Here is a 25,301-nt window from a genome sequence, read left to right on the forward strand (position 1 = left end):
CCCATCTTCGCAGGAGCTCCCCCGTGAAACTCGCCATCCTCTCGCGCGCCCCGCACGCGTACTCGACGCAACGGCTGCGCTCCGCCGCCGAGAACCGCGGCCACACGGTGAAGGTGCTCAACACCCTGCGGTTCGCGATCGACCTGTCCGGCGACGAACCGGACCTGCAGTACCGGGGCCGCCTGCTCTCCGATTACGACGCCGTCCTGCCCCGCATCGGCAACTCGATCACGTACTACGGCACAGCGGTGGTCCGGCAGTTCGAGCAGATGGATGTGTACACGCCGAACACCGCCAACGGCATCACCAACTCCCGCGACAAGCTGCGCGCGACGCAGATCCTCTCCCGCCACAACATCGGGATGCCGCGGACGGCCTTCGTGAACAGCCGGGCGGACGTCCGCATGGCGATCGAGCGGGTCGGCGGCGCGCCGGTGGTCATCAAACTGCTGGAGGGCACCCAGGGCATCGGCGTCATCCTCGCCCCGGAGGCGAAGATCGCCGAGTCCATCATCGAGACGCTCCACTCGACGAAGCAGAACGTCCTCATCCAGAGCTTCATCGCCGAGAGCCGCGGCCGCGACATCCGCGCCCTCGTCGTCGGCGACCGGGTCGTCGCGGCGATGCGGCGCGTGGCGAGCGGCGACGAGTTCCGCTCCAACGTGCACCGCGGCGGCACGGTCGAGAAGGTGGAGCTGACGCCGGAGTTCGAGGAGGCCGCGGTGCGGTCGGCGCAGATCATGGGGCTGCGGGTGGCCGGCGTTGACATGCTCGAAGGCAACGACGGTCCGCTCGTGATGGAGGTCAACTCCTCGCCGGGGCTCGAGGGCATCGAGCGGGCGACGGGACTGGATGTGGCGGGCGCCATCATCGACTTCATCGACAACCAGGTGGGCTTCCCTGAGATCGACGTGCGGCAGCGGCTCAGCGTCTCCACCGGCTACGGGGTGGCCGAGCTCCTCGTGCACTCCAATGCGGACATCGTCGGAAAGTCGCTGCGCGACTCGGGACTGTGGGAACGCGACATCACGGTCCTGACGCTGCACCGCGGCGCATCCGTCATCCCGAACCCGCGGAGCGGCGTCGTGCTGGAGGCGGGCGACCGCCTGCTCTGCTTCGGCCGGCTGGAAGAGATGCGGTCCATGATCCCGGACCGCCGCAAGCGTCGCTCCAAGGTCCGCAAGCTGCCGAAGGAAGCGCAGGAGGCGCTCAGCGAGGACTGAGCGCAGCAGCGAGTTCGTCCGACAGCCGGCTCCAGGCGTCGGCGAACTTCGCGATCCCTTCGTCCTCCAGCACGGCGACGACGTCGTCGTAGTCGACCCCGACCGCGGCGAGCGTGTCGAGCAGGGCGCGTGCCTCGTCGTACGTCCCGCGCACGGAGTCGGCGGGGATGACGCCGTGATCGGCGATCGCGTCGAGCGTCCCCTCGGTCATCGTGTTGACGACCCCGCGGGTGACGAGGTCGACGACGTAGCGGGTGTCCGGGTACGTCGGATCCTTCGTCGAGGTAGAGGCCCACAGCGGGCGCTGCGGGAGCGCGCCTGCCGCCTGAAGCTGCCTCCACTCGTCTCCGTCGAGCATCCTCTCGTAGGCCTGGAAGGCGAGCCGCGCGTTGGCGATCGCCGCCTGCCCGCGCAGGCGCCCGGCCTCCGGTGTCCCGGTCACGTCGAGTCGCTTGTCGACCTCGCTGTCGACGCGGGACACGAAGAACGAGGCGACGGATGCGATGCCGGCCGGATCATGACCGTTGCGCACGGCCCGCCGCATGCCGTCGAGGAACGCATCCATCACCTGGCCGTACCGCGCGAGCGAGAAGATGAGCGTCACGTTGACGCTGATCCCCTCGGCCAGGCACGCACTGATCGCGGGAAGCCCTTCGAGGGTCGCCGGGATCTTGATGAACAGGTTGGGGCGGTCGACGGCCCACCACAGTGAGCGCGCCTCGGCGATCATGCCCGTGGCGTCGTGCGCGAGCCGCGCATCCACCTCGATGGAGACACGCCCGTCGACGCCGCCGGTCGCGTCGAAGCAGGGACGGAGCACGTCGCAGGCGTCGCGCACGTCGTGGGCCGTCAGCTCCCGCAACGCCTCGCCGACCTCCGCTCCGCGAGCGGCCAGGTCGTCGAGCTGCGCCTGATACGACTCGCGCTTCCCGATGGCGGCGGCGAAGATCGTCGGGTTGGTGGTGACGCCGGTCACGTAGCGGCTCTCGACGAGGGATGCGAGGCGGCCAGAGCGCAGCATCCCCCGGCCGAGGTCGTCCAGCCAGATGGAGACGCCGGCGTCGGCCAGCGCGGCAAGCGGATCGGTCATGATCGGTGTCCTTCCTTCGGTTCCGGGCGTCAGGGCGCGATGCCGGTGACGGCCAGGAACTCGGCGCGCGAGCGGGGGTCGTCGCGCAGGGTGCCCAGCAGCGTCGAGGTGACGGTGCTCGATCCGACCGCGTTCGCGCCGCGCAACGTCATGCACGAGTGCTCGGCGGCGATCACGACACCGACCGCCCGCGGCTGCAGGCGGTCCTGCAGCCAGTCGGCCACCTGCTTCGTCAGCCGCTCCTGCGTCTGCGGACGGCAGGCGAACAGCTCCACCACCCGGGCGAGCTTGGAGAGCCCGAGGATGCGGTCGCCGGGCAGGTAGGCGACCCAGGCTCTTCCCGTGAACGGCAGCAGGTGGTGCTCGCAGACCGACCGCACCGGGATGTTGCGCGCCACGACGAGCTCGTCGTAGCCCTCGTCGTTCGGGAACGTGGTCAGTTCGAACGGCCGCGGCGTCAGCATTTCTGCCCAGGCCCGCGCCATCCTGCCCGGTGTCTCACGCAGGTGATCGGAGTCGAGCGGCACGCCGAGGGCCGCCAGGAACGCCTCCGCCGCGACTTCGGCCGCCACCGCGTCGATCCCACCGCGTACCAGTACCGTCTCGCCCATCGTTCAGCCTCTCGCCGTCGATCCTCTTTCAGGGTGCGACCGCTCAGGGCTTTTTGTCAAGATCCATTGTTGTTAGAATGTCGCCATGGACGAGCACCGCCGCGATCCGGCCCTGGATGCGATTAGCGCGCTGTCGGATCCTGCCCGGCGGAGGCTCTACGACTACGTGACCTCCCGCACTGCGCCGGTCGGCAGGGAGGAAGCCGCGACGGCGACGGGGATGAGCCGAACCCTGGCCGCCTACCACCTCGACCGCCTTACCGACGCAGGCCTCCTCGACGCCGGGTACTCCCGCGACGCGGGGCGCGCCGGCCCCGGCGCAGGACGGCCTGCTAAGCGGTACGTCCGCAGTGCGCGCGAGCTGACCGCGTCCGTCCCGCCCCGCGACTACCGGCTGCTCGCCGAGTTGTTGACCGACGCGGTCGCCGCCGACGGTGGCGGCCGGTTGCGAGAGGCGCTCCTGGTGGCGGCGGAGGCGGAGGGCAGGCGGAGCGCGTCACCCGACCGCTCGCTGGGCGACGACCTTGCCGAGCGTGGCTACGAGCCTGCATCCGAGGCCGGCCCCGAGGGCTCGGCGGGCTCGGAGACCACCCTGCGCAACTGCCCGTTCCACCGGCTGGCCCAGCGTCACACCGACCTGGTGTGCGGCGTCAACCACGCTCTGCTCCGAGGGCTGCTCGCCGGGCATGATGACGACCCCGACCGCGCGCACCTCTTCCCCCAGGAGGGGCGCTGCTGCGTCGTGCTGAGCAGCGCGTCCTGAATTTGCACCTCCGCGCTCACACGATCGGCTGCTCTGCCATCCTCCGCCGTTCGGCATGGCGGTAGTGGCGCAGCACGAGCCATAGCGTCAGGATGCCGCCGGCGGCGACCACGATCAGCACGACGATGTACAGGATGCCCGCCAGAGCGGTTACGGCCGAAGCGGTCTGCGTGCTGAGGCCGCCGGAGGTCGTGAGCTCCTCCAGTGCCCGGCCGTTCACGATCAGCGCGAGCACGGCAGCCAGGTCGCCCGCCGCATCCCACAGTCCGTGCAGGATCGCGACGCCGACGTAGGTGACCACGATCCAGATCGAGAAGCGGAAGCGATCGCGCCCACGTGCCGCCCCGAACAGCACCGCGCCGAGCACGGCCGTCCAGAGCACGTGGCCGACCGGCGCGAGGATGGCGCGCAGCACCTCCGTCTGCAGCAGCGACACCAGATCGATGCCCTGGGAGGTGATGGCCGCGTTGAACGCATACCCCGCCGACTCGAACGCGGCGAACCCGGCACCGACCGTCGCACCGAGCAGCGCGCCCTGCCTCGCCGTCTTCGGCACCACCCGCCAGCCGATGATGACCAGCAGGATGCCCTTCACGAGCTCCTCGATCAGGCCGACGAGCAGGTACAACCAGTAGCTCTGGTGCAGGTTCACTTCCAGCAGGGAGGCGCCGAGCACGCCGAAGATACCGCCGACGAAGAACGCGAGGACCAGCTGCAGCGAACTCACGCTGCCGGTCACCCGCTCGATCGCGAACAGCACGACGCAGAAGGGCACCAGAAAGCTGCCCAGCAGGATCAGCGTCGGGATCAGGTTGGTGTTGGAGGTCGCCATCGTGACGACGATCGTGAGAATCCACAAGGCGAGACCGGCGAGCAGCGTCTTCCACCACCAGCCGTGATGGTGGTGGGGATGCGGTGCCAGGTCAGGACGGTCCACCCAGGTCTCTGCCGCCATCGGTCATCCCCTCGCTCGGACGCCCGAGCGGGCGTTTAGCGTCATCCTCCCACCGGGTCGCGGCGGGGCAAGGCCCGAAACGGACTCAGGAGAGGGCGCGGAACCTGGCGACGGCGTCCGCGAGGAGGTCGCGGAGGTTCAGGGGCTCCTCCGCGGTGGTCCACCTCTCGAAAGCGAGCCGGAAGGCGGCCATCGCCACCTCTGCCGCGACGGCGGCCTCGGCCGGGTCGGCGCCGCGGGCGGTCAGTGCCCGTGTGGATGCCGCAGTCACCGAGGCGAGCTTGAGCAGCTCGCGCTCCTGCAGGCTGGGGTTCGCGGAGATGACCGCGGCGCGGCGGCGCGGGAAGTCGCGGTCGGGGTTGCTCTGCAGGAACGCGGCTGCCGCATCCATCCCCGCCACCGCCGCGGCGAGGACCGACGCCGTGGCAGGCGCCTCCGCGATCGCCGCGAGCACCGTCGTCTGGAATTCGGCTGAGCCGTCGAACAGCACCTCGCGCTTGTCGGCGAAGTGACGGAAGAACGTGCGCTCCGTCACGCCCGCGCGGGCCGCGATGTCGGCGACCGTCGTCTGCTCGTATCCAGGATCGAGGTACAGCTCGAGGGCAGCGCGCATCAGGCGCCCGCGCGCACCCGGCTCCCAACGTCCCATACGTCGATCATAGTGATGACACATCCTGACATGAGTGCTACGCTGACGACAGTTTCTGACATCACCGTCATACGACGGTGATGCACGACACGTGAAGGAGCACACAATGCAGGTATTCGTCACAGGCGCCTCGGGATGGATCGGGTCGGGCGTCGTGCCCGAACTCGTCGCCGCAGGCCACCAGGTCCGCGGGCTCGCCCGGTCGGAGCAGTCGGCGGCACGGCTTCGCGCGGCCGGAGTGGAGCCCGTGCCCGGCGGCCTCGACGACCTGGGCAGCCTCCGGTCGGGCGCGGAGAACGCGGACGCGGTCATCCACCTGGCCTTCAAGCACGACTTCAGCGACTTCGCGGCGTCCGGGCGCTCGGAGCGGGCCGCCATGGAGACCTTCGGCGAGGTGCTCGCGGGCACCGGCAAGCCGCTGTTGTTCGCCTCCGGCGTCGCCCTCGTCCGTCCCGGCCAGGTCGTGACCGAGGAGGACGCCTCGCCCTTCACCGGATCCGAGGCCCCGCGCGGAGGAGCGGAGGCACTGGCCCTCGGCTTCGCGGACCGCGGCATCCGCCCGATCGCCCTGCGCTTCGCCCCCACCGTCCACGGCACAGGCGACCACGGTTTCCTGGCGACGCTGGTCGGCATCGCCCGCGAGAAGGGCGTGGCCGGATACGTCGGCGACGGCGCGAACCGCTGGCCCGCCGTGCACCGCGACGACGCCGCACGACTCGTGGTGCGGGCCTTGGAGGATCCGGACGCTGCTCGCATCGTTCACGCCATCGGCGAGGAGGGCGTGCCCGCCCGGGCGATCGCCGAAGCCATCGGCCGTGGGGCCGGAGTGCCGGTCGCATCCATCGACCCGGACGACGTGGAGGCGCACTTCGGCTGGATCGGCGCGTTCTTCGCCCTCGACGTCCCGGCCTCCAGCGCACTGACCCGCGAGCGCCTGGGGTGGCAGCCGACCGAGGCAGGGCTCCTCGACGACCTGGCCGCGGGCCACTACTTCCGCCGCGCGGCGGCCTGATCAGCCTCGGGCGCCGTCACGCCGGGCCCGGGGCGGTGCCCGGCGGGGCGGGGTAAGTGGCGACATCTTGGCGCGCGACCGATGGCCTCAATTGGAGGGCACGCCTGGATCGCGCGCTACATTTGCAGTCTGAGATGTGGAGGACAACATCCCATCGAGGATTGTGAGGTCGTTGCTGTGAAGGTGAGTATCGCGCCAGACGCGGTGATGCAGGGCGCGTCGACGCTCGCCGGCGTTCGAGGGTCACTGCCTTCGGGTTGGTTGCCGCCTGTGGTGGGGGTCGGGGACCAGACGGTCGAGACTGCGCGGACCGGTCTCGAGGACTGGTGGAAGACGATGACGACCGGGACAGCGGATGACCTGGGTGCCGTGCACCAGCTGGTGACGGCGGCGACGACCGCGCAGGTGAGCCGGGACCATCAAGCGGCCGCAGAGATTGATATGGGCGTCGACCTGGTCGCGCCGTTCCGGGGGACCAACGTCGAGTCGGCGACGCGCATCCCCGGCACCAGCGACAAGCCCTTTGGCCCCTACTATGTCGGCCCGTACGCCTCCATGAAATTCATCCAGGACGTATTCGGCGGATACCAGCCGATACGACAGGACATCACCTGGACAGCAACCGTCCGGATGCCATGAGGTCGGCGCTGAGAAGATCGAGCAAGGAAAACCCGATCTGGCTGCTATGGCTGATTCTGGGCATCACTTTCGCCTTCATCGCATGGGCGATCGGCGATTGGTTCTGGATGCAACGCCCGATCCAGTTCACGGAACGGGACGTGTACGGCACCTGGGTGAGCGATCGCCCCCATCCAACAACGCTCGAGTTCAAGCACGGCGATGTCTTGGTTATCAGCGGTGCGCCACTTCCACAGTCGCGTGATGACAAAAACCATCCGCTGAGTGGTGACTGCGAGTGGTCGTTCTTCCCGGATACGAGTCAGCCCAGCATTTTCGTTGAAGGGACCTACAACACGTCGATCTACGCCGAGAACGGATGGTTCTCCACGGACCTGGTTCTCTTCATCGGTGACCCAGACTCGCCCGGAAGTCGTGTCGTCTTCAGGCACACAGCAAGTCCTGGCAACCAACCGTGAGCCACTAAGCCGGCTCCTCGACGGCCTGGCCGCGGGCCACTACTTCAGCCGCGCGGCCGCCTGATCAGCCTCGGGCGCCGTCACGCCGGGCCGGGGGCGGTGCCCCGTGGGGCGGGCGCGGCCGGCGGGACCGGCGGAACCGGCTCGACCGGATCGGCCACTCCAGCAGACCCCGTCGGCGCACCGGGCGCAGGGGTCGTCGGCGGGTTCACGAGGACGTCGTCGAACGTCGCCTTCTCCGCCGCCGTGCGCTGGTCCCAGCCGGGCCTGCGGGCCGCGTAGAAGATCAGCGGTGGGACGCCGAGGAAGATGACGACGACCCCCACCAGCACCGGGTACGCCCAACCAGGAGCCCCCGCCCCGAAGCCCGACGGAGGTACGAAGCCGAGCGCGAAGGCCGCCAGGCAGGCGAGGAACCCGATCGTCGCGATGAGGCCCATGGCGGGCGTCCGATAGCTGCGCACCACCTGCGGGTGGGTGCGGCGCAACCGCATCGCCGACGCGAACATCAGCATGTACATGATCAGGTAGAGGGCCGCCGCCATGTCGACCAGCAGGATGAACGCCGTGTTGATGTTCGGCACGAAGATGAACAGCGAGGCGAGCAGCGTGACGACGATGCCCTGCACGTTCAGGATGCCGATCTGCACACCCGCCTTGTTCCGCTTCTGCAGGAACACCGGGAGGTAGCCGGAGCGGGCGGCAGCGAGCAGACCTCGGGAGGGACCGGCGATCCAGGTGACGACCGAGGCGAACGCACCGAGCGCGATCAGCAGCGAGATGACGGGCGTCGCCCACGCCATCCCCCAGGCGTCGAAGAACGTTTTGAAGGCCAGGTTGATGCCGGTAGTGAGTCCCAGCTGGGACGACGGCACCGCCACGGCGATGGCGATCGTCGGGAAGATGAAGATGCAGAGGATCAGGATGGATGAGATCAGCACCGTCTTCGGGTAGCCGCTGCCCGGGCTCTTCAGGTCGTTCGCGTGCACCGCGTTCACCTCCATGCCCGCGTAGGCGAGCACGTTGGAGACGATCAGCACGATGGATGCGATTCCGGTGAACGGCGGGATGATCGCGGACGCCGTCAGCGGCGTCTCGCTCGTATGGCCGGTCGTCAGCCAGATGATCCCGAAGAGGATCAGGAGCACGCCGGGGAAGATGGTGCCGGCCAGACCCGACCAGGAACCGACCTTGGCGAACAGGTTGCCGCCGCGCAGCGTGATGTAGGTCGAGAACCAGTAGATGACGAGGATGACGACCGCCGTGTAGAAGCCGGAGTTCGCCAGGTTGGGGTCGAAGAACACGAAGGCCAGCGATGCCGCGATGAAGGCGATCTGGGTCGGATACCAGACGACGTTCTGCACCCACTGCAGCCAGATCGCCTGGAACCCCCAGCGTTCGCCGAACGCCATCCGCACCCAGGTGAACACTCCGCCTTTCCAGCCGGTCGCGAGCTCGGCGGCGACGAGCGCCACCGGGATCAGGAAGAAGATGGCCGGGATGATGAACAGCGTCACCGAGCCCAGCCCGTAACCCGCCATGGCGGGCAGGCTGCGCAGCGACGCGACGGCCACGACCGTCAGCATCGCCAGTTGGCTGATGCTCATGAACTTCGACGCCGTCGTCCCGGGCGCGCCGATGGCCGGCTTGTGCGGCACCTTCGCGAAGGGATGCGGCTTCACGTGATCCGGACTGGGCGCCGGCGTGCCATCCGCTCGCGCCGGCTGCCCGGCGGCCGGGCCGGGCTCGCTTGTTGCGGTCATGATCTACTCCCGCTCGTCAGAGGGCGCAGCGCGCCCGTTGTTGGATCGCCAGGTCGGCGGTCAGTGGGTGAAAGAGGCGGCCAGGCCTTCGGTCGGCATCGGGCTCTCGAGGCGGTCGAGGTAGTCGACGGCCTCCTGGATGTCGAGCACGAGCGACTCGGCGAGGTTGCGGCTGAGGCCGTTGCGCACGACGATCCGCTGCACCGTCAGGTCGGTCAGGTTGTCCGGCATCGGGTAGGCCGGGATCAGCCAGCCCTTCAGGCGCAGCCGCTCCGACAGGTGGTAGAGCGTCCACTTGTCAGTGTGGTCCTTCTTCAACTGCCAGGCGAAGACGGGGATGTCGGAGCCGTCGTTCCAGAGTTCGAACGCCGGCATCTTCGCGATCTCACCGGAGAGGTAGAGCGCGACATCCTGCGACGCCTTCTGCACGCGGTAGTAGCCGTCGAATCCGAGCCGGAGGAACAGGTAGTACTGCAGCAGCACCTGCGCGCCGGGCCTCGAGAAGTTGAGCGCGAAGCTGGGCATGTGGCCGCCGAGGTAGGTGACGTCGAAGACGAGGTCGGCCGGAAGGTCCTCGACCGTGCGCCACACCACCCAGCCGAGGCCCGGGTAGACGAGACCGTACTTGTGGGCGGAGGTGCTGATCGAGACGACGCGGTCGACGCGGAAGTCCCACGCCAGCTGCGGCTGGAGGAACGGCGCGATCATCCCGCCCGACGCACCGTCGACGTGGATCTTGATGTCGAGGCCGGTGTCCTGCTGGATGCGGTCGAGCGCTTCGGAGATCTGCGCGACGGGTTCGTACATCCCGGTGTAGGTCACGCCCATGATGGCGACCACGCCGATGGTGTTCTCGTCGACGTACTTCTCGAGCTCGAAGCCGTCGAGCACCTTGTGCTCGTCCGAGATCGGAACGTAGCGGGCCTCGACATCCCAGTAGTTGCAGAACTTCTCCCAGCAGACCTGCACGGCGCTGGAGAGCACCAGGTTCGGCTTGTCGGTCGGCTTGCCTTCAGCCCTGCGAGCCTGTTGCCAGCGGCGCTTCAGGGCCAGGCCGCCGAGCATGCACGCCTCGGAGGACCCGATGGTGGAGGTGCCGATCGCCTTCTCCCGGTCGGGCGCGTTCCACAGACCCGCCACCATCTTCCAGCAGCGCGTCTCGATCGCCGCCGTCTGCGGGTACTCGTCCTTGTCGATCATGTTCTTGTCGGCGGATTCGGCATACAGTCGCGACGCGTAGTCGTCCATCCAGGTACCGACGAACGTGGCCAGGTTCAGACGTGCGTTGCCGTCGAGCATCGACTCGTCGTGCACGATCTGGTACGCCGTCTCCGGCAGCGACTCGCCGTCCGGGATGCGGTCGAGCGGGAGGTCGCTGTCCTCGCCCGGGCGGGCGAAGATCGGGTTGAGCTGGGTCCGGTCGGTGATGCCGGTGTACGCGGTCGCGGGCTGCTGTGCGCCGGTGGCCCGCTCCTTCCGCGATTCTGCAAGTGTCATTCGCTTCGCTCCTCGGACGGCACGAGCTCACGCTCGCGCAGTGGACGTTCCCTGAACCGGACCGCCCGGCCGTACCGTGGTCGGGCGTGGCAGAGCCAAAGTAACGAGGGCGCTCCGAGCCGCGATAGACAGTTGCCGAAAAGAGTGGTGTCAGGAACCGGAGCGCTTCAGGGTGCCGATCGTTGAGCCGCCGTCGTCGAGCACCGTCATCGTGCTCCCGTTGACGTTGCCGGTCGCGGCCTTGCTCAGCCAGGTGTCGACGTTCTCGCAGGCCATCAGTGTCGAGGAGATGGCACCGAAGGTGATCTCGTCGCCGTCGATGAGTCCTTTGCCGCTGAGCGTGTTGCAGCCGTCGGAGCCGGCGAACGTGCCGTCGTTCTGGATGTCGAGGTTCGGCTGCCCGGAGGACGTCGAACCCCACCGGCCGACCACGGCCTGGCCGCTCGGGGTGCCGGCGCAGCCGGCCAGCATCAGGACGACGGCAGCAGCCACCGCCATCCCCCGAATGCGTCGGTTCAGCAGCATGATCCCTCCCGCTCTCGGTGGAAGGGTAGCGTCGTGCCCGCGAAGCGCGACAGGGGCCAGTTGAGCCCGGCCGTCGGGTCAGTCCGCCGTCGCCAGCACCTCGTCCACGATCGCGAGCAGTTCCGGCCGGGCCAGGATACGGAAATGTCCACCGACGTCGAGCTCGATGTTCCGGGCGCCCTCGAGTCGGCTCCCGGCGGGGACGTGCGGGTCGAACCATCCCCAGACCGAGACGATCTGGGCGTTGACCGCGCGGCTGAGCGCCAGCCGGAGGAGGCCGGGAGCCGTCGGCATCAGCGCGCGCACGCTCGGAAGCGGGATGAAGCGGGCGAGCGACGAACCGCCGAACGGCGTCGCGACCGTCACGGCGGCGCGGATGCGCGGACCGGAGTCCGGCATCCCCATCAGGTACTTGGCGACCAGCCCGCCTTTGCTGTGCGCGACGATGACCACGTCGGTGAGGTCCTGCTCCTGCAGGTGCCGGGCGACCAGCGCAGCGGCCTCGGGAACCGACATCCGGTTGTCCTCCAGCGCCGTGACGACGTGCACCGGGTGGCCGCCCGAGTGGATGTGCTGCGCGAGGGGGCGCAGGAAGCGCCACGTCTCGAAGATGCCCGGCAGCAGCACCACGGGGGCCAGGTGACCGGAGCCCGCCACCAGCGCGTCCGGGGTTCCGCGGTCGAGAAAGGCTCGCAGCTGGTGACGGCCCGCGTAGAGGTAGTCCAGCGCGAGGACGCCCACTCGACGCAGCACGGTGCGTCTCATCGGTGGACCGTGGCCAATTGGGAGATCAGAGCGGCGGTGCGCCAGGGCGCGCCGTGCATGACGAGGTGGGCGACGGACGGGACGACGGCTGCGCGGCCGCCGGAGCGGTGCCCGAGCTCGGCGACCCAGTCGTTGCGGGCGATGGGATCGCGGGCGCCCCGCACGACGAGCGTCGGCACGGTCACGGCCTCGAGTTCGCGCTCCGTCTCGTAGCCGAGCATCGCGGGGAGGGTCGCGAGGTACCAGCGGAGGCCGGCGTGCAGGTAGTCGCCGACCACGATCCGGTTTCCGCGCGCATCCTCGCGGAGGATGTCGATGCCCAGCAGCAGGGCAGCCCTGAAGGCGTTGCGATCCTGTGGCGCCATCACCGGTCCGAGCAACGCGACCGCGCTCACGAGGTCGGGCCGCCGGCCGGCCAGGCTCACCGCGATCTGCGTCCCCATGGAGTGGCCGACGATGATCGCCGCCGTGATGCCCAGGCCGTCCATCGCCTGCGCGACGGCGTCCGCGAAGTCGTCGATGGACAGCGCGGGCCACCGTCGCCGCGGCTTCGCCTTCCCGAATCCGGGGAGGTCGACGGCGACGACCCGCCCCTGCTCGGCGAGCGCCGGAACCAGCCGTTCGAAGTAGCGCGAACTCACGCCGATCCCATGCACCAGCACGAAGACCGGGCTGGCGGCGTCTGCAACGCCGATGGGATCTCGGTCGACCGTGACGAGCGCGCGAGGTGGCTGCGGGGACGCGCGTCGGTCGGTCACCCCTTCACGCTACCCGTACGCTCCCTCTCACGCCGACGGCTCGAGCACCGTCTTCAGCCACCCCTCCTCGCGACGGTCGAAGCTCTCATACGCCTCGACGGCATCCACGACACCGACCTGCTGGGTGATGAAGCGGGTCGGGTCGAACAGCCCGGCGGCCACCAGGTCGATCAAGGGCGGCGTCACAGCGCGGTGGTTGCAGTTGCCCATCTTCACGGTCAGGTTCTTGTTCATCGCCGCGCCGATCGGATAGTGGGTGAGCTGCGGCGAGTAGACGCCGATGATGCCGATCCGGCCGGCCTTGGCCACCGACTCCACGGCCCACTGCGACACGAGCGTCGGGGCGTCGCCAGGCACCCACAGGTCGCCCTGGCTGTTGGTCTCGGGCGCCACCTGCTGCTGCGCCTCCTCGAACTCCGACGCCTGCTCCGCGGCTTGCGCGGCGGCCGGCCCGCTCTTGGGGCGCTGCGCGTCGATCCCGACGGCATCGATCACCGCATCCACGCCCGCTCCGCGTGTGAGCTCGAGGATGACATCGACCGGAGCCTCGGCGTTGAAGTCGATGATCTCGGCGTTCTGCTCGAGCGCCTGCGCGAGCCGCGTCTGGATGCCGTCGACGGCGAACACCCGGCCGGCGCCCTGGCGGAAAGCGGACGCGATCGCCAGCTGGCCCACGATGCCCGCACCGAACACCGCGACGGTGTCGCCGCGCTTCACGCCAGCCAGCTCGGCACCGAACCAGGCGGTGGGAAAGATGTCGGAGAGCAGGATGGCTTGCTCGTCGCTGACCGCCTCGGGCAGCGGGATCAGCGTGTGCTGTGCCCACGGGATGCGGGCGTACTGAGCCTGCAGGCCGTTCACCGGACCGGTCTGCTCCGGGCCGCCGAAGAAGGCGGTGCCGGCTGCCGGACCATTGGGGTTCGCAACATCGCACTGCGCCGTGTTCCCGGCGCGACACTGGGGACACACGCCGCACGACATCGTCGAGCACACGATCACACGGTCGCCCGGGGAGAACCCGCGGACGGCATCCCCCACCTCCTCCACCACGCCGATCGCCTCGTGGCCGAGGACCGTTCCCGGCTTCATCCCGGACATCGTGCCCCGGATCATATGCAGGTCGGTGCCGCAGATCGCGCTCGTCGTGATGCGCACGATCGCATCCGTCGGTTCCTGGATCGTCGGGTCGGGAACGTCGTCCAACCTGATGTCGCCCACCCCGTGCCACACGATCGCCTTCATGCTGTCTCCTCCCGGGTCCGTCTGTTCGTCTTGTTGGCCCGTAGTCGGGCCCCGTCTTCCCTTCAGACTGGCGCGACGGTACGCGCCGCGGCGGCGAGACCGGGAGACGGTTGAAAACCCGGATGAAGGGGGTAGCTGTGGAGAAGTACTAGCCCGAAACGGATCGGAAGGAGTACCACAGGATCATGCCCGCATCACAGGAGCTGCCCTCCACCCTGGAACGTTCGGAGAAGCACGCGCAGAACCTCTGGTCGAAGGCGCACGACTCCGCCGTCGACGAATACGGCGAAGGAGAACGCGCCCACCGCACGGCGTTCGCCGCCCTGAAGAACGAGTACGAGAAGGTCGGCGACCACTGGGAGCGGAAGTCCAAGAACGGACCTTCCGACCGCAAAGCGGCAGGCGGCCGCGACACCAAGGCGTCTACCCAGGAAGGCGTCGACGCCAACGCCTCCAAGGCGCACCTACTGGATGTCGCCAAGCGTCTCGACATCTCCGGCCGCACCCGGATGAACAAGGACGAACTGGTCGACGAGATCAAAAAAGCCAACCGCCGCGAGACGTCCGCGCAGCGGAAGAAAGGTAAATCGTGAGCGACGTTCTGGCTTTCATCGGGTGCTTCGTCCTCTTCCTGCTCGGGATCTTCCTGCTCGGTCTGGCGGACACCCTCCCGGGCTGGCAGGGGCTGGTCTTCTTCGCCGGCATCATCTGCATCGCGCTCTCGTTCGGCATACCCGTCGGGGTTCTCGGCCACGCCGACTGAGTAGCAGCCGGGAATCCCTTCCTGCCGTGGGAGAAGCGGGGGTAGCGTCGAACGATGGCTGATTTCACCCGCCTGCACAGCCAGACCTCGGATCCCGCTGAAGCAGACGCCCTGCTCGCGCAATCCGGCGGCCACTTCGCGTTCGCCTCCGAACCGGATGCCGGGTTCTCGTTCGATGTCGACGTCGCGACCGACGAGTCCTTTTCGGTCGCCCACTACGCGATCGGCGGCGAGTGGGAGACTTCCGGCGACTTCGACGACCTGGTGATCGTGAACGTCACCTCGGGCCGGTACCGCTGGGACATCGACGGTCAACAGGGAGTCGGCACGCGGTCGCCGTTCCTCGTGCGACCCGGCCACGACTTCTCCTGCTACGCCGAGGGCATCGACGTCGTCAACATCTTCCTATCCCCTGATGCATTGCAGGATGTGGCACGCACCGCCTACGGCGACGAGGACCTGGCGGTCGTGTTCGACTCCCCGGAGACGATCAGCGCGTCGCACTCGGAGCACATGCTGAACGCCGCCACCGCCGCGGCGGAGTACATGCAGGCCGGTACGTTTCGGCATCCGCTGGTGCGTGCGAGCCTCTTCCACTCGCTGTCCATGGCAGCCCTGCAGTGCTTTCCCCTGAGTGCGGATCCGCAGGAGCGCACGCTTTCGCCCGCCGGCCAGCTCGAGAAGTTCCGCCGGGCCGCCGGGTTCATCGAGGATCACGCGTCCCTGCCCATCACGGTCGTCGACATCGCGGGCGCGGCGGGCGCCACCCTTGCGCAGCTGAACGCCGCGTTCCGCGTCCACTCGGGCACGACCGCACGCGGCTACCTCCAGCGCGTGCGCCTGTCGGCCGCCCACACCGAGCTGCGGGTCTCCGACCCGACGACCGACCTCGCCGACGTGGCCGCGCGCTGGGGCTTCGCCGACCTGGACCGCTTCTCCCGGCGCTACCGCGACCAGTACGGCGAGTCCCCATCCGCCACACTCGCGCGATGAATTCATGAGGCCGGCGCACTGACATCCAGGCCCGCAGAATTTGTAGAATCCGCGGATGGACCCGCGCCGTTCCTTCGCCCTGCTGTGGGTCTCGCAGGCGCTCTCCCAGTTCGGGACGAGCGTCTCGTCGCTGGCGTATCCGCTTCTGATCCTGCAGTTGACCGGGTCGGCGGCGCAGGCCGGGCTGGTGGGCGCGGCGGTCGCGGCGGCCGGCCTGCTGACGCGCATCCCGGCCGGAGCGTTGGCCGACCGGCGGCCCCCACGTGGGCTCATGCTGGCCGCCGATGGGATGCGATGTGCCCTGCTGGCCGTGCTTGCCGCATCCGTCGGCACGGGTGTGGCGGGCACCGGCCTCGTGATCGCGATCGTCGCCCTCGAAGTGACCGCGGGGGCAGTGTTCGGGCCGGCGGAGTTCCGGATGGTGCGGGCGATCACGCCGGCACCGCAGCGCGCGATCGCGGTCGGACGGATGCAGTCGCGCGCTCAGCTCGCAGGGCTCGTGGGTCCGCTCGCCGGGGGCGTCCTCTTCGGCATGGCTCCGTGGCTGCCCTTCGCCGTGGACGCGGTCAGCTACCTGGCCTCGCTGGTTCTGGTGGCTGCCGTGCCGTCCCTACCGCTCAGCCGTTCGAACGCGACAACGTCGGGCGGCGCGTGGCGGTGGCTGCGACAGGATGCGCTGCTCCTCACCGCCGGGCTCTGGGTAGCGGGCCTGACGGCGACATTCTCGGCCGTTGGCCTGATCGTCATCGTCGTGGCGCAGGATCGCGGTGCGGGGAGCGCGGGCATCGGCCTCATGTCGAGCATCAGTGCGGCCGGTGGTCTGGTCGGCGCCTTGGTCACGCCGGCCGCGCAGCGCAGACTCCGCCCGGGGGCGGTCTTCCGGGCGGCGGCAGTGCTCGACACCGCGGCGACGCTTGCACTCATCCCGTTGCAGTCGCCGGTGCTCATCGGTGTCGCAGGAGCGGTCGCGTTCCTCTCTGCACCGGTGGTCTCCGCGTCGCTGTTCGGTGAGGTCGCCCGGCGCGTGCCCGACGAGCTGGTCGGTCGGGTGCAGTCGACGATGGTGCTGATCGCCGGCCTCCTCGCGCCGATCACACCGGTGCTCGCCGGTCTGGTGCTCGACCACTCAGGTTCCCTGGGCGGGATCATCGCGTGTGCGGTCGCGTTCGCGGTGCTCGCGGGGCTGTCATTCCTCCTCCCCGCGTTCCGCCGCCGGTCAGCCGGCATCGAACCGGTCGACGCGTCCTGACAAGACCCTCCCGCTCGTCGCAGAGCCGGTGTACCGAAGAAGTATGGATCACACTCAGGCTCCCATTCTGGATGCACTGGCCGACTATCACCGCCTCGACCGCTACGGCTTCACGCCGCCCGGCCACCGGCAGGGTCGCGGCGCCGACGAGCGCGTGAACGCCGTTCTCGGCGGGGCGCTCCGGGAGGACGTGCTCTCGACGGCGGGGCTCGACGACCGTAAGTCCTCGAACGGCTACCTCTCGACGGCCGAAGAACTCATGGCGGACGCCGTCGGCGCCGACCAGGCCTTCTTCTCGACCTGTGGCAGCTCGCTGTCGGTGAAGGCGTCCATCCTGGCCGTCACACGCGGCGAGGGCGAGCTGATCATCGGGCGGGATGCGCACAAGTCCGTCGTCGCCGGTCTCGTCCTCTCCGGGCTGCAGCCGCGGTGGGTGCCGACGCGCTACGACGAGGAGCAGCACATCGCGCATCCGCCGGGTCCGGAGGAGTTCGAGCGGATGTGGCAGCGCTACCCCGACGCGTCCGCGGCCCTCGTCACCAGCCCGACGCCGTACGGCACCTGCGCCGACCTGCAGGCGATCGTCGACGTGTGCCACTCGCGCGGCAAGCCGGTGATCGTCGACGAAGCGTGGGGCGCGCACCTGCCGTTCCACAACGATCTGCCGACCTGGGCGATGGATGCGGGGGCCGACATCTGCGTCGTCAGCGTCCACAAGATGGGCATCGGGTTCGAGCAGGGCTCCGTCTACCACCTGCAGGGCTCGCTGGTGGACCCGGTCCGTCTCTCCCAGTGTGCCGACGTGCTCGCGACCACGAGCGCCAACGTCCTGCTGTATGCGGCGATCGACGGGTGGCGGCGGCAGATGGTGCAGCACGGAACGCAGCTGCTCGGCGACACACTCGCGCTCACGGCCCGCACGCGGGAGGCGATCGAGCGCATCCCGGGCCTGCATGTTCTGCACGACGAGCTGCTCGCGGAGGAGGCCTCGCACGACTTCGACCCGATGCACGTGCTCATCGATGTGAGCGAGCTCGGGGTCTCCGGCTATCAGGTCGCCGACTGGCTGCGTGCCGAGCACCGGATCGACGTGGGCATCAACGACCACCGCCGCATCGAGGCGACCCTCTCCATCGCCGACGACGAGGAGACGACCGGTCGCCTGCTCGACGTTCTCGGCCAGCTGCCTGAGGCGGCCGAGGGGATGCCGGAACCGTCGCCCGTCACACTGCCTACGGCGAAGGACCTGCAGCCGGTCATGGCCTCTCTGCCGCGCGACGCCTTCTTCGGACCCGTCGAGGCTGTTCCTGTTGAGGAGGCGGCCGGTCGCGTCGCCGCCGAGCAGGTGACGCCGTACCCGCCTGGCATCCCGGCCGTCCTGCCCGGCGAGATCATCAACCAGGCGGTCATCGACTACCTGCGGAGCGGCGTGAAAGCGGGGATGGTCATCCCCGATGCGGCAGACCCGAGCCTCGACACGTTCCGAGTGGCCCGGGGCCTGCCACACCAGGACTGACGATCACTCCTTGTTGAGCTTGTCCTGAACCGCTCCGGCGACCTTTTCGACGGTGTTCGGCAGCTCGGTGGTGCCGTAGAACCGCGAATCGGGATGCGTGGGCGGCGGCATCGGAACCGTCGCCTGCGGGCCGTCGAGGTAGGTGAACTCGCCCTTGCCGTCGGGCGTCGGGCCGCTCGCCCACCGACCTTCGGCTGCGGCGGGGCCGTCCGAGAAGTTGATGTACTCGTAGGCCACGTCGCGGTCCTCCTTGCTGAGCGGGAAGTTGCTCGGGACCGGGAGGTCCTCCGTCCCTTCCTCCCGCAGTTCGGCGGCCGCGGCGATCCACTGGTTCTGGTGCATGGTGTCGCGGGCCAGCAGGAACGAGAGCAGGTCACGAACGCCCGCGTCGTCGGTCATGTGGTACAGCCGCGCGACCTGGAGGCGCCCCTGCATCTCCGCGTTGGCGTTCGCGGTGAAGTCGGCCAGCAGGTTGCCGCTGGCCGTGATGAAGCTGCCCTGCCACGGGTTGCCGTTGCTGTCGACGGGACGCGCGCCGGCGCCCGCGACGATGGCGTGCTGCACATCCGTGCCCCCGACGACCGCCGCGACGACCGGGTCGTCCTGGACGGCGTCCTCGGTGATCCCGAGCGGCGACTTCTCCAGCAGCTGGGCGATCATGACGGCCAGCATCTCGACGTGGCCGAACTCCTCAGCCCCGATGCCGTAGAGGAGGTCGCGGTACTTGCCCGGGATGTGCGCGTTCCAGGCCTGGAAGCCGTACTGCATCGCGACGGTGATCTCGCCGTACTGACCGCCGAGCACCTCCTGAAGTTTGCGGGCGTAGACGGCATCCGGCTTGTCCGGCTTTGCGGTGTGCTGCATCTCCTGACGGTGGAAGAACATACGAGTGTCCCCTTTCTGGTTGCCTCCACGTCTACGCGCGACATCGGGGCATCCCAGCCGTTGACAGGTCGCACGCTGAAGGGCTCAATGGGGACACGTTTTCTGCCCGCTCGCGCTCTCGGGCCCTAGCTCCTAGCCCGCGAGCGCCGCCTCCCGTAACGTGCGCGGCTGCGCGCGCAGGCGCAGACGTGACGCAGAGCGGCGTTCGCCCCGCGTCGGCGCTATTCAGGCGCGCGGGCGGAGGCCGGGCAGCAGCGGCAGGAGGGCGGCGACGGCCGAGGCAGCGGTCGCCGCGACGAACGGGCCGGCGGGGCCGAGGGCGTCGCCGAGCACCCCCGCGACGGCGGTGCCGGCGGCGCCCCCCACCAGCCCGGCCGTGTTGAGCCAGCCGAACGCCTCCGGCGTCGACGACTCCGGGAGGGCACCCGAGACCATGGCATAGAGCGCGGCGAGGGAGGGCGCGAAGCCGAGCCCCGAGAGGAACAGCACGCCGTAGAGCAGCGGGATGCCCGGCACGAGCCCCGCGGCCGCCGTCGCGACGGCCACCCCGCCGAGTACCGCAGCGAGGCCCTTCGGACCGATGCGCCGATGCCCGAAGGCGATCCCGCCGATCAGCGAACCGAGGCTCGACACCGCGATGGCGAGCCCCGCGAGCACGCCGTGACCCTCGAACCGCGCCACCAGCGCGATCTCCAGCGCCGCGAATGACGCGATGAGGGCGAAGCTGGATGCCGCGGCCAGCCGTACAGCGCGCGTGAGCAACACCGTGCCCGGCCGCGACTCGCTGCGGGGCAGCCGGACACCCGCGATGTGCGGGGTGAGCAGGAACCAGACGGTGCCACCGAGGGTGACGGCGGCGGCGAGCACGAGCGGCGCCTGCGTCGAGACGGCACCGCTGAGCAGCGTCGCGGCGACCGGCCCCGTGATCCAGATCAGCTCCTGCGCCGACGTGTCGAGGGCGAACAGCGCCGGCACCGCCCGACGCGGCACCAGCCGCGGGTACAGCGCGCGGACGACCGGCATCAGCGGAGGGACGGAGGCGCCGATCATGACCCCGACCCCGACGAGCAGCGCGGGCTCCGACGGGCCGAACGCGAGCAGCAGCATCCCGGTCGCGTTCAGTACTGGCGGCCACCAGCACCGGCGGGCGGATGCCCAGCACGCCGACCGATCGGCTCACGAGCGGCATGGCCACCGCCTCGCCGACTCTCACACTGGCGACCACGAGCCTCGCAAGGGCGTACGACCCGGTCGCGTGCCGGACGTGGAGCAACACGGCCAGCGACAGCATCCCGAGCGGGAAGCGCGCCACCAGCTGCGAGACGGTGACCCGCAGGACGCCGGGGACGCGGACGAGCTCCAGGTACGTCCGCACCCCGCTACTTGCCAACGCCGCCGGCGAGACCGCGCACGAAGTAGCGCTGGCACACGAAGAAAAGGATCACCATCGGGAGCGCGGCCATCACCATCCCGGCGAAGACGACCGGGTACTGCGTGCCGTTCTTCGACATCATGTCGGCGAGGCCGACCGGCAGGGTCTGGACGCCCGTTCCGCTGGTGAAGATCATCGCGAACAGGTACTCGTTCCAGTTCTGCAGCACGTTCAGCACGATGGTCGTCGCGACGATCGGCATGCTCATCGGCAGGATGATGCGCCAGAACGTCGCCGCCCGCGAGGCGCCGTCGATCGAGGCGGCCTCATCCACTTCCCGCGGCAGGTCGAGCATGTACGCCCGCATCAGGAAGACGGTGAACGGGATGCGGAACGCCGTGTACAGGATCAGCAGCCCGAAGAAGGTGTCGTACAGCCCCCACGCCTGGAAGAGCTTCACCAGCGGAATCAGAGCGACGGTCGGCGCCAGCATCAGGCCGGCGAGCACGATGACGGTGAACGTGCGGTTCAGTGGGATGTTCACCCGCGTCAGACCGTAGGCCGCCCACGCGCTGATCAGTTCGGTGATCAGCGTCGCGATCACCGTCAGCGACACGCTCGTGAGGACGAAGTCGCCGACGCCCTGCCGCCAGGCCGTCGCGAAGTTGCGCCACAGCCACTCCGTGGGCAGCGCGAACGGGTTGCCGAACAGCTCCGCGTTGGTCTTCAGAGCGTTGGTCACCATCCACAACAGCGGGTAGAGGACGATGACCGCAAGGGCGACCAGCAGGGCCCAGACGAGGGCGGCGCGGACGCCGCGGCCGAGACGGGCGAGGGCTACCATTCCACTCTCCTCTTGCGCGAGTAGGCCAGCTGGGCGGCGGCCAGCAGCAGGGTGATGACGAAGATGGCGACGCCGATCGCGGCCGCCGAGCCGAAGTCGTTGGTGACGAACCCGGCGTGGTACAGCCACGTGCCGAGCACCTGACTTGAGTTGTTCGGGCCTCCGCTCGTCATCACCATGACCTCGTTGAAGACCTGGAACGCCCCCGAGATCGTGACGATCATCATCAGGCCTGTCATCTCCCGCACCAGCGGCAGCGATACCTGGAAGAAGCGGCGGATCGGTCCCACGCCATCGAGGTTCGCCGCTTCGTACAGCTCCTGAGGGATGCGCTGCAGCGCCACCGAGAACAGCAGGACGCTGTAGCCGAAGCCCTGCCACTGGCTCATCGCGATGATCGCGAAGATGGCCGTGCCCTCGTGGCCCAGCCACGCCTGCGAGAACTGGCCGAGCCCGACGTTGTCGAGGAAGACGTTCAGCATCCCGGTCTGGGGCTGGTAGATGAAGTAGAACAGGAGGCCCGCGACGGTCAGCGAGATCGCCGAGGGGATGAAGTAGATCGCGCGGAACGCCTTGCGCCAGCGCTCATTGCGCACGCTCTCGACGATCGCGGCGAGCACCAGAGCGCCGAAGACCTGGAACACGATCGACAGGGCGGCGTACCAGGTGTTGTTGCCGAGGGCCCGCCAGAACACGGGATCCTGAGCCAGGTCGGCGTAGTTGTCACCGCCGACGAAGGTCTGCTCGCCGCTGTAGATGTTCCACTTCAGGAAGCTGAAGACGATGTTCTGCAGCAGCGGCCAGTAGACGAAGACCGCCAGGACGGCCAGCGCCGGGATCAGCCAGACCAGGCCCCGCCAGCGCGCGACGCCGCGCTTCGCCGCACGCGGGGACGCGTCGCCGGGAGCTGCGGCCGTGCGGCCGCGCCCGGATCCCCGGGTGGGGATCGGACGCGGCCCCACGGGGGCCTGAGGCGCCTGGGTGGTGGTCATTTCGCCTTCTCGGACGCCTGTCGCACGGCCTTCAGAGCCGCCTCGGGGGTGAGGCTGCCGGAGACGAGACCTTCGGACACGGAGACCCACGCGTCGCCGACCGACGGGACGTTGGCCATGTCGAGCCAGACGACCGTCGACTTCGCGTCGTTGACCAGCTTGGTGCCTTCGGCGACGGCCGGGGTCGCGATCTGGTCGGTCACCACATCCTTCACCGCGCTCGGCTGACCGTACGGCGGCGAGGAGAGCGTGGTCGCGTTCTTCTTGTTCATGACGAACTTCATGAAGTCGAGGGCGAGAGCGGCGTTCTTGCTCTTCTTGTTGATCATGTAACCCTCAGGTGCTGCCTCCAGCGTGGAGGTGTCGCCCTTCGCTCCCTCGGCGGCCGGCAGCGGGAAGATGCCGAAGCCGTCCTTGCTGAGCTGGCTGTCCTTCGTGTTGACGGAGTCGAACTCGATGAGCTCCTGGTAGTACATGGCTGCCTTGCCGGTCGCCTGCTGCTGCTGAGCCGTCGTGTAGGTGACACCGTTTGAATTCCCGGCGTCGCCGGTGCATTCGGTGACCAGCTGCTGGAACTGCTTCATGCCCTTCAGGTAGCCCTCGTCGGTGTACTTCGCCGTCTTCGGCAGCAGGTCGGCCTGGAGGGTCTTCTGCGGCACGTCGTAGGCGAACAGCTGCCCGAGGTAGTGGAGGCCCGGCCAGCCGTCCTTGTTGCCGAACGCGACGGGCACGTAGCCGGCGGCCTTGATGGTCGAGCAGTCGGAGATCAGCTCGTCGAGGCTCTTCGGCACGTCGAGTCCGAGGTCGGAGAAGATCTTCTTGTTGTAGCCCATGAACTTGCCGTCGACGTACTGCGGGATGCCGTAGTACTTGCCGTCGTACTTGAAGGCGTTGAGCGATCCCTCGCCGAAGGTGTCGCCCCAGGTCGTGCCGGGCGCGATGACGGAGCTGAGGTCGACGGCCAGACCGTTGGCGGCGAAGTTCTCGCCCCAGTTGCCGGCGTAGCTGAAGTAGATGTCCGGCAGCGACTGCGACCCGATCAGGACCTTCTCCTTGTCCTTGATCGCGTTGTCGTCGGTCTCCTGCGCCAGCGTGATCTTCACGTCGGGATGGAGCTTCTTGTAGTCCTTCACCAGGTTCTCGAAGTACGAGCCGAGCGGGTCGCCCGCTGCCGCAGTGAGGATGCTGATGCTGCCGGAGTAGTCGGGCTTCGCCGCGATGTCAGCCGATGCGCCGCCGCCGCCGGAGGAGCAGGCAGTGAGCGCTAGCGCCATGACGCCCGCCGCCGCTGCCGTGATGGTCCTGATCTTCTTCACGCTCATCTCCCGTCGTGCGGGTCGTGCGGTCGGGGGTGTCCGCTGACCCGTCTTTGGATCGGTACTGGGCCGCTCCTGCGGCCGGTTGCGATGACTATACGTGATTTTGGTACCGGTATCAACACTGACCAACGCGCGGTGTTCCGCCGGCCGTTCCCTCCAGTGCCTCGTGAGGTGCTCGCAGGTGCGGTCGTGCGCGGCGTGTCGCGCGCAACTACGAGCACCTCGTTCGGCGAGTGGTGAGTGGATGCGCCTATTCCGGGCGAGTGGTGACTAGATGTCGCTACTCGCGGGGCGGGGAGGGCGGCGGCGCGCTAGCGGCGGGGCGGGGCCGCGACGGAGTCGCGCTCCACGAAGTCGGCCTCCAGGACGTGCGTGGCGACGGGAGCGTCGCTGCCGGCGACCCGCGCCAGCAGGCACTCGGCGGTCAGCTCGCCGAGCTGGTGCATCGGCTGCGCGACGACGGACATGGGCGGCGTCATGACGCTCGCCCACGAGCTGTCGTCGAAGCCGATCAGCGACACGTCTTCCGGGCAGCGCAGCCCGCGCTGCCGCATCGCGCGCAGCGAACCGGTCAGCGCATCCGTCTCGGTCGCGAAGATCGCGGTCGGCGGGTCGGAGAGGGACAGCATCCCGAGCACCGCCCTGGTCGCCTGGGACTCGTTCTTGAGCACATGAGTCACCAGCGACGTGTCGAAGGGGATGCCGGCGAGCTCCAGCGCATCCAGGTACCCGAGCAGACGCTCGCCGTCGCTCCACAGGGCGTGGTCGAGGATGCGGCGGAGGTCGTCCGCGTCGGCCGCCGGCTCGTTGGTGACCGGCCCCCAGACGAACGCGATCCGCCGGTGTCCCCGCTCGATCAGCGCCGTGACGGCCTGCCGCGACGCCTCACGGTTGTTGATGACGACCGCGTCCGCCTCCACCGTGTCCACCAGCCGGTCGAGAAGCACCAGCGGGATCTCGCGCTTGGCGACGATGTCAAGGTGCGGCAGTTCGGCCGTGCGGCCTGCGGCCGGCGCCAGCGCGATCCCGTCGACCTGCTTGTCGACGAGCACCTCGATGGCCGCCGCCTCCAGCTGCAGATCCTCGTCGGTGCTCAGCACGAGCACGTCGTAGTCGGCCTTACGGGCGGCATCGGTGATGCCGCGCAGCACGCCCGCGAAGAACGGGTTGCCGACGTCGGCCAGCACGACGCCGAGCGTCCGCGTCTCGCCGGTGGTCATGCTCCGCGCGATCGAGTTCGGCCGGTAGCCGAGCTCCTTCGCGACGGCGAGGATGCGGTCACGCGTCTTGGGGCTGACCGAGCCGTAGCCGCCGAGCGTGCGCGCGACGGTGGCACGGCCGACACCGGCCGCGGCCGCCACCTCGGAGATCGTCGGCGACGGGATGCGGTGGTCGCGTTCCGTGGACATCGCCACCCC

26 protein-coding genes are annotated in these 25,301 nt (G+C 69.0%); 10 read left to right on the forward strand and 16 right to left on the reverse strand.

What is annotated here, in order from left to right:
- Positions 1–23 precede the first annotated feature (23 nt).
- A complete protein-coding gene (gene rimK, locus AB7E03_RS12105; RefSeq protein WP_489941649.1) occupies positions 24–1,223 on the forward strand; it encodes a 30S ribosomal protein S6--L-glutamate ligase in 1,200 nt (399 codons plus the stop codon).
- Here the strand turns inward: rimK and tal are convergent.
- Entirely contained in the window at positions 1,210–2,313 is a 1,104-nt protein-coding gene (gene tal, locus AB7E03_RS12110; protein ID WP_489941650.1) for a transaldolase, read from the reverse strand. The genes rimK and tal overlap by 14 nt on opposite strands.
- Before the next feature lie 29 nt (positions 2,314–2,342).
- Positions 2,343–2,924, reverse strand: a complete 582-nt coding sequence (gene folE / locus AB7E03_RS12115; protein WP_489941651.1) for a GTP cyclohydrolase I — start codon at positions 2,922–2,924, stop codon at positions 2,343–2,345.
- A gap of 85 nt (positions 2,925–3,009) precedes the next feature.
- Between folE and AB7E03_RS12120 the strand changes: the two genes are divergently transcribed.
- Positions 3,010–3,687 carry a helix-turn-helix transcriptional regulator gene (locus AB7E03_RS12120; RefSeq protein WP_489941652.1) on the forward strand — a complete coding sequence of 226 codons (678 nt, stop codon included), beginning with the start codon at positions 3,010–3,012 and terminating at the stop codon, positions 3,685–3,687.
- Positions 3,688–3,703: 16 nt separating this feature from the next.
- Here the strand turns inward: AB7E03_RS12120 and AB7E03_RS12125 are convergent, their stop codons facing one another.
- Both AB7E03_RS12125 and AB7E03_RS12130 read right to left on the reverse strand, forming a co-directional pair.
- On the reverse strand, positions 3,704–4,642 hold the full coding sequence (locus tag AB7E03_RS12125) for a PrsW family intramembrane metalloprotease (RefSeq protein ID WP_489941653.1): 939 nt from the start codon (positions 4,640–4,642) through the stop codon (positions 3,704–3,706).
- 85 nt (positions 4,643–4,727) lie between these two features.
- Positions 4,728–5,291, reverse strand: a complete 564-nt coding sequence (locus AB7E03_RS12130) for a TetR/AcrR family transcriptional regulator (protein ID WP_489941654.1) — start codon at positions 5,289–5,291, stop codon at positions 4,728–4,730.
- Between the two features lie 106 nt (positions 5,292–5,397).
- On the opposite strand from AB7E03_RS12130, the gene AB7E03_RS12135 reads away from it, so the two are divergent.
- The 3 genes from AB7E03_RS12135 (at position 5,398) to AB7E03_RS12145 (ending at position 7,400) form a co-directional block, all read left to right on the forward strand.
- Complete coding sequence (locus tag AB7E03_RS12135) at positions 5,398–6,303, forward strand: SDR family oxidoreductase (protein WP_489941655.1); 906 nt, start codon at positions 5,398–5,400, stop codon at positions 6,301–6,303.
- A 177-nt stretch (positions 6,304–6,480) separates the two neighbouring features.
- Positions 6,481–6,942 carry a hypothetical protein gene (locus AB7E03_RS12140; protein WP_489941656.1) on the forward strand — a complete coding sequence of 154 codons (462 nt, stop codon included), beginning with the start codon at positions 6,481–6,483 and terminating at the stop codon, positions 6,940–6,942.
- Entirely contained in the window at positions 6,939–7,400 is a 462-nt protein-coding gene (locus tag AB7E03_RS12145; protein WP_489941657.1) for a hypothetical protein, read from the forward strand. Before AB7E03_RS12140 ends, AB7E03_RS12145 begins: the two co-directional genes overlap by 4 nt.
- Before the next feature lie 80 nt (positions 7,401–7,480).
- On the opposite strand, the gene gadC is transcribed toward AB7E03_RS12145, so the two are convergent.
- The 6 genes from gadC to AB7E03_RS12175 form a co-directional block, all read right to left on the reverse strand.
- Positions 7,481–9,163 (reverse strand): glutamate/gamma-aminobutyrate antiporter GadC, encoded by a 1,683-nt coding sequence (gene gadC / locus AB7E03_RS12150; protein ID WP_489941658.1) that lies wholly within the window; start codon positions 9,161–9,163, stop codon positions 7,481–7,483.
- 60 nt (positions 9,164–9,223) lie between these two features.
- Positions 9,224–10,660, reverse strand: a complete 1,437-nt coding sequence (gad, locus tag AB7E03_RS12155) for a glutamate decarboxylase (RefSeq protein ID WP_489941659.1) — start codon at positions 10,658–10,660, stop codon at positions 9,224–9,226.
- A 150-nt stretch (positions 10,661–10,810) separates the two neighbouring features.
- Positions 10,811–11,185 carry an META domain-containing protein gene (locus AB7E03_RS12160; RefSeq protein ID WP_441784033.1) on the reverse strand — a complete coding sequence of 125 codons (375 nt, stop codon included), beginning with the start codon at positions 11,183–11,185 and terminating at the stop codon, positions 10,811–10,813.
- Positions 11,186–11,263: 78 nt separating this feature from the next.
- Entirely contained in the window at positions 11,264–11,950 is a 687-nt protein-coding gene (locus tag AB7E03_RS12165; RefSeq protein WP_489941660.1) for an esterase/lipase family protein, read from the reverse strand.
- Entirely contained in the window at positions 11,947–12,708 is a 762-nt protein-coding gene (locus AB7E03_RS12170; RefSeq protein WP_489941661.1) for an alpha/beta fold hydrolase, read from the reverse strand. Before AB7E03_RS12170 ends, AB7E03_RS12165 begins: the two co-directional genes overlap by 4 nt.
- Positions 12,709–12,735: 27 nt before the next feature.
- Complete coding sequence (locus tag AB7E03_RS12175; protein WP_489941662.1) at positions 12,736–13,950, reverse strand: zinc-dependent alcohol dehydrogenase; 1,215 nt, start codon at positions 13,948–13,950, stop codon at positions 12,736–12,738.
- 185 nt (positions 13,951–14,135) lie between these two features.
- Here AB7E03_RS12175 and AB7E03_RS12180 point away from each other — a divergent pair, with 185 nt between their 5' ends.
- The 5 genes from AB7E03_RS12180 to AB7E03_RS12200 are packed head-to-tail and all read left to right on the forward strand — an operon-like array spanning position 14,136 to position 18,471.
- The gene (locus tag AB7E03_RS12180; RefSeq protein WP_489941663.1) at positions 14,136–14,543 is read left to right on the forward strand and encodes a ChaB family protein; all 408 of its coding nucleotides are present in this window, start codon (positions 14,136–14,138) and stop codon (positions 14,541–14,543) included.
- Entirely contained in the window at positions 14,540–14,713 is a 174-nt protein-coding gene (locus tag AB7E03_RS12185) for a hypothetical protein (RefSeq protein WP_489941664.1), read from the forward strand. The genes AB7E03_RS12180 and AB7E03_RS12185 overlap by 4 nt, the downstream gene beginning before the upstream one ends.
- 54 nt (positions 14,714–14,767) lie before the next feature.
- A complete protein-coding gene (locus AB7E03_RS12190; RefSeq protein ID WP_489941665.1) occupies positions 14,768–15,706 on the forward strand; it encodes a helix-turn-helix transcriptional regulator in 939 nt (312 codons plus the stop codon).
- Positions 15,707–15,761: 55 nt separating this feature from the next.
- Positions 15,762–16,955 (forward strand): MFS transporter, encoded by a 1,194-nt coding sequence (locus tag AB7E03_RS12195; RefSeq protein WP_489941666.1) that lies wholly within the window; start codon positions 15,762–15,764, stop codon positions 16,953–16,955.
- 43 nt (positions 16,956–16,998) lie between these two features.
- Positions 16,999–18,471 (forward strand): aminotransferase class I/II-fold pyridoxal phosphate-dependent enzyme, encoded by a 1,473-nt coding sequence (locus AB7E03_RS12200; RefSeq protein WP_489941667.1) that lies wholly within the window; start codon positions 16,999–17,001, stop codon positions 18,469–18,471.
- 3 nt (positions 18,472–18,474) lie between these two features.
- Here AB7E03_RS12200 and AB7E03_RS12205 read toward each other — a convergent pair whose 3' ends face one another.
- The 6 genes from AB7E03_RS12205 to AB7E03_RS12230 all read right to left on the reverse strand — a co-directional run bounded on the left by AB7E03_RS12205 (position 18,475) and on the right by AB7E03_RS12230 (position 25,292).
- The gene (locus AB7E03_RS12205; protein WP_441784041.1) at positions 18,475–19,356 is read right to left on the reverse strand and encodes a manganese catalase; all 882 of its coding nucleotides are present in this window, start codon (positions 19,354–19,356) and stop codon (positions 18,475–18,477) included.
- Positions 19,357–19,581: 225 nt separating this feature from the next.
- Entirely contained in the window at positions 19,582–20,463 is an 882-nt protein-coding gene (locus tag AB7E03_RS12210) for an MFS transporter (protein ID WP_489941668.1), read from the reverse strand.
- Positions 20,464–20,735: 272 nt separating this feature from the next.
- Positions 20,736–21,572: a carbohydrate ABC transporter permease gene (locus AB7E03_RS12215; RefSeq protein ID WP_489941669.1), complete on the reverse strand. Its 837-nt coding sequence runs from the start codon at positions 21,570–21,572 to the stop codon at positions 20,736–20,738.
- On the reverse strand, positions 21,566–22,564 hold the full coding sequence (locus tag AB7E03_RS12220) for a carbohydrate ABC transporter permease (RefSeq protein WP_489941670.1): 999 nt from the start codon (positions 22,562–22,564) through the stop codon (positions 21,566–21,568). Before AB7E03_RS12220 ends, AB7E03_RS12215 begins: the two co-directional genes overlap by 7 nt.
- Positions 22,561–23,886, reverse strand: coding sequence for an ABC transporter substrate-binding protein (locus tag AB7E03_RS12225; RefSeq protein WP_489941671.1), 1,326 nt, complete (start codon positions 23,884–23,886; stop codon positions 22,561–22,563). Before AB7E03_RS12225 ends, AB7E03_RS12220 begins: the two co-directional genes overlap by 4 nt.
- A 308-nt stretch (positions 23,887–24,194) precedes the next feature.
- Positions 24,195–25,292, reverse strand: coding sequence for a LacI family DNA-binding transcriptional regulator (locus AB7E03_RS12230; RefSeq protein ID WP_489941672.1), 1,098 nt, complete (start codon positions 25,290–25,292; stop codon positions 24,195–24,197).
- Between the last annotated feature and the right edge of the window lie 9 nt (positions 25,293–25,301).

The sequence above is a fragment of the Leifsonia sp. RCC_180 genome, from assembly GCF_058138205.1.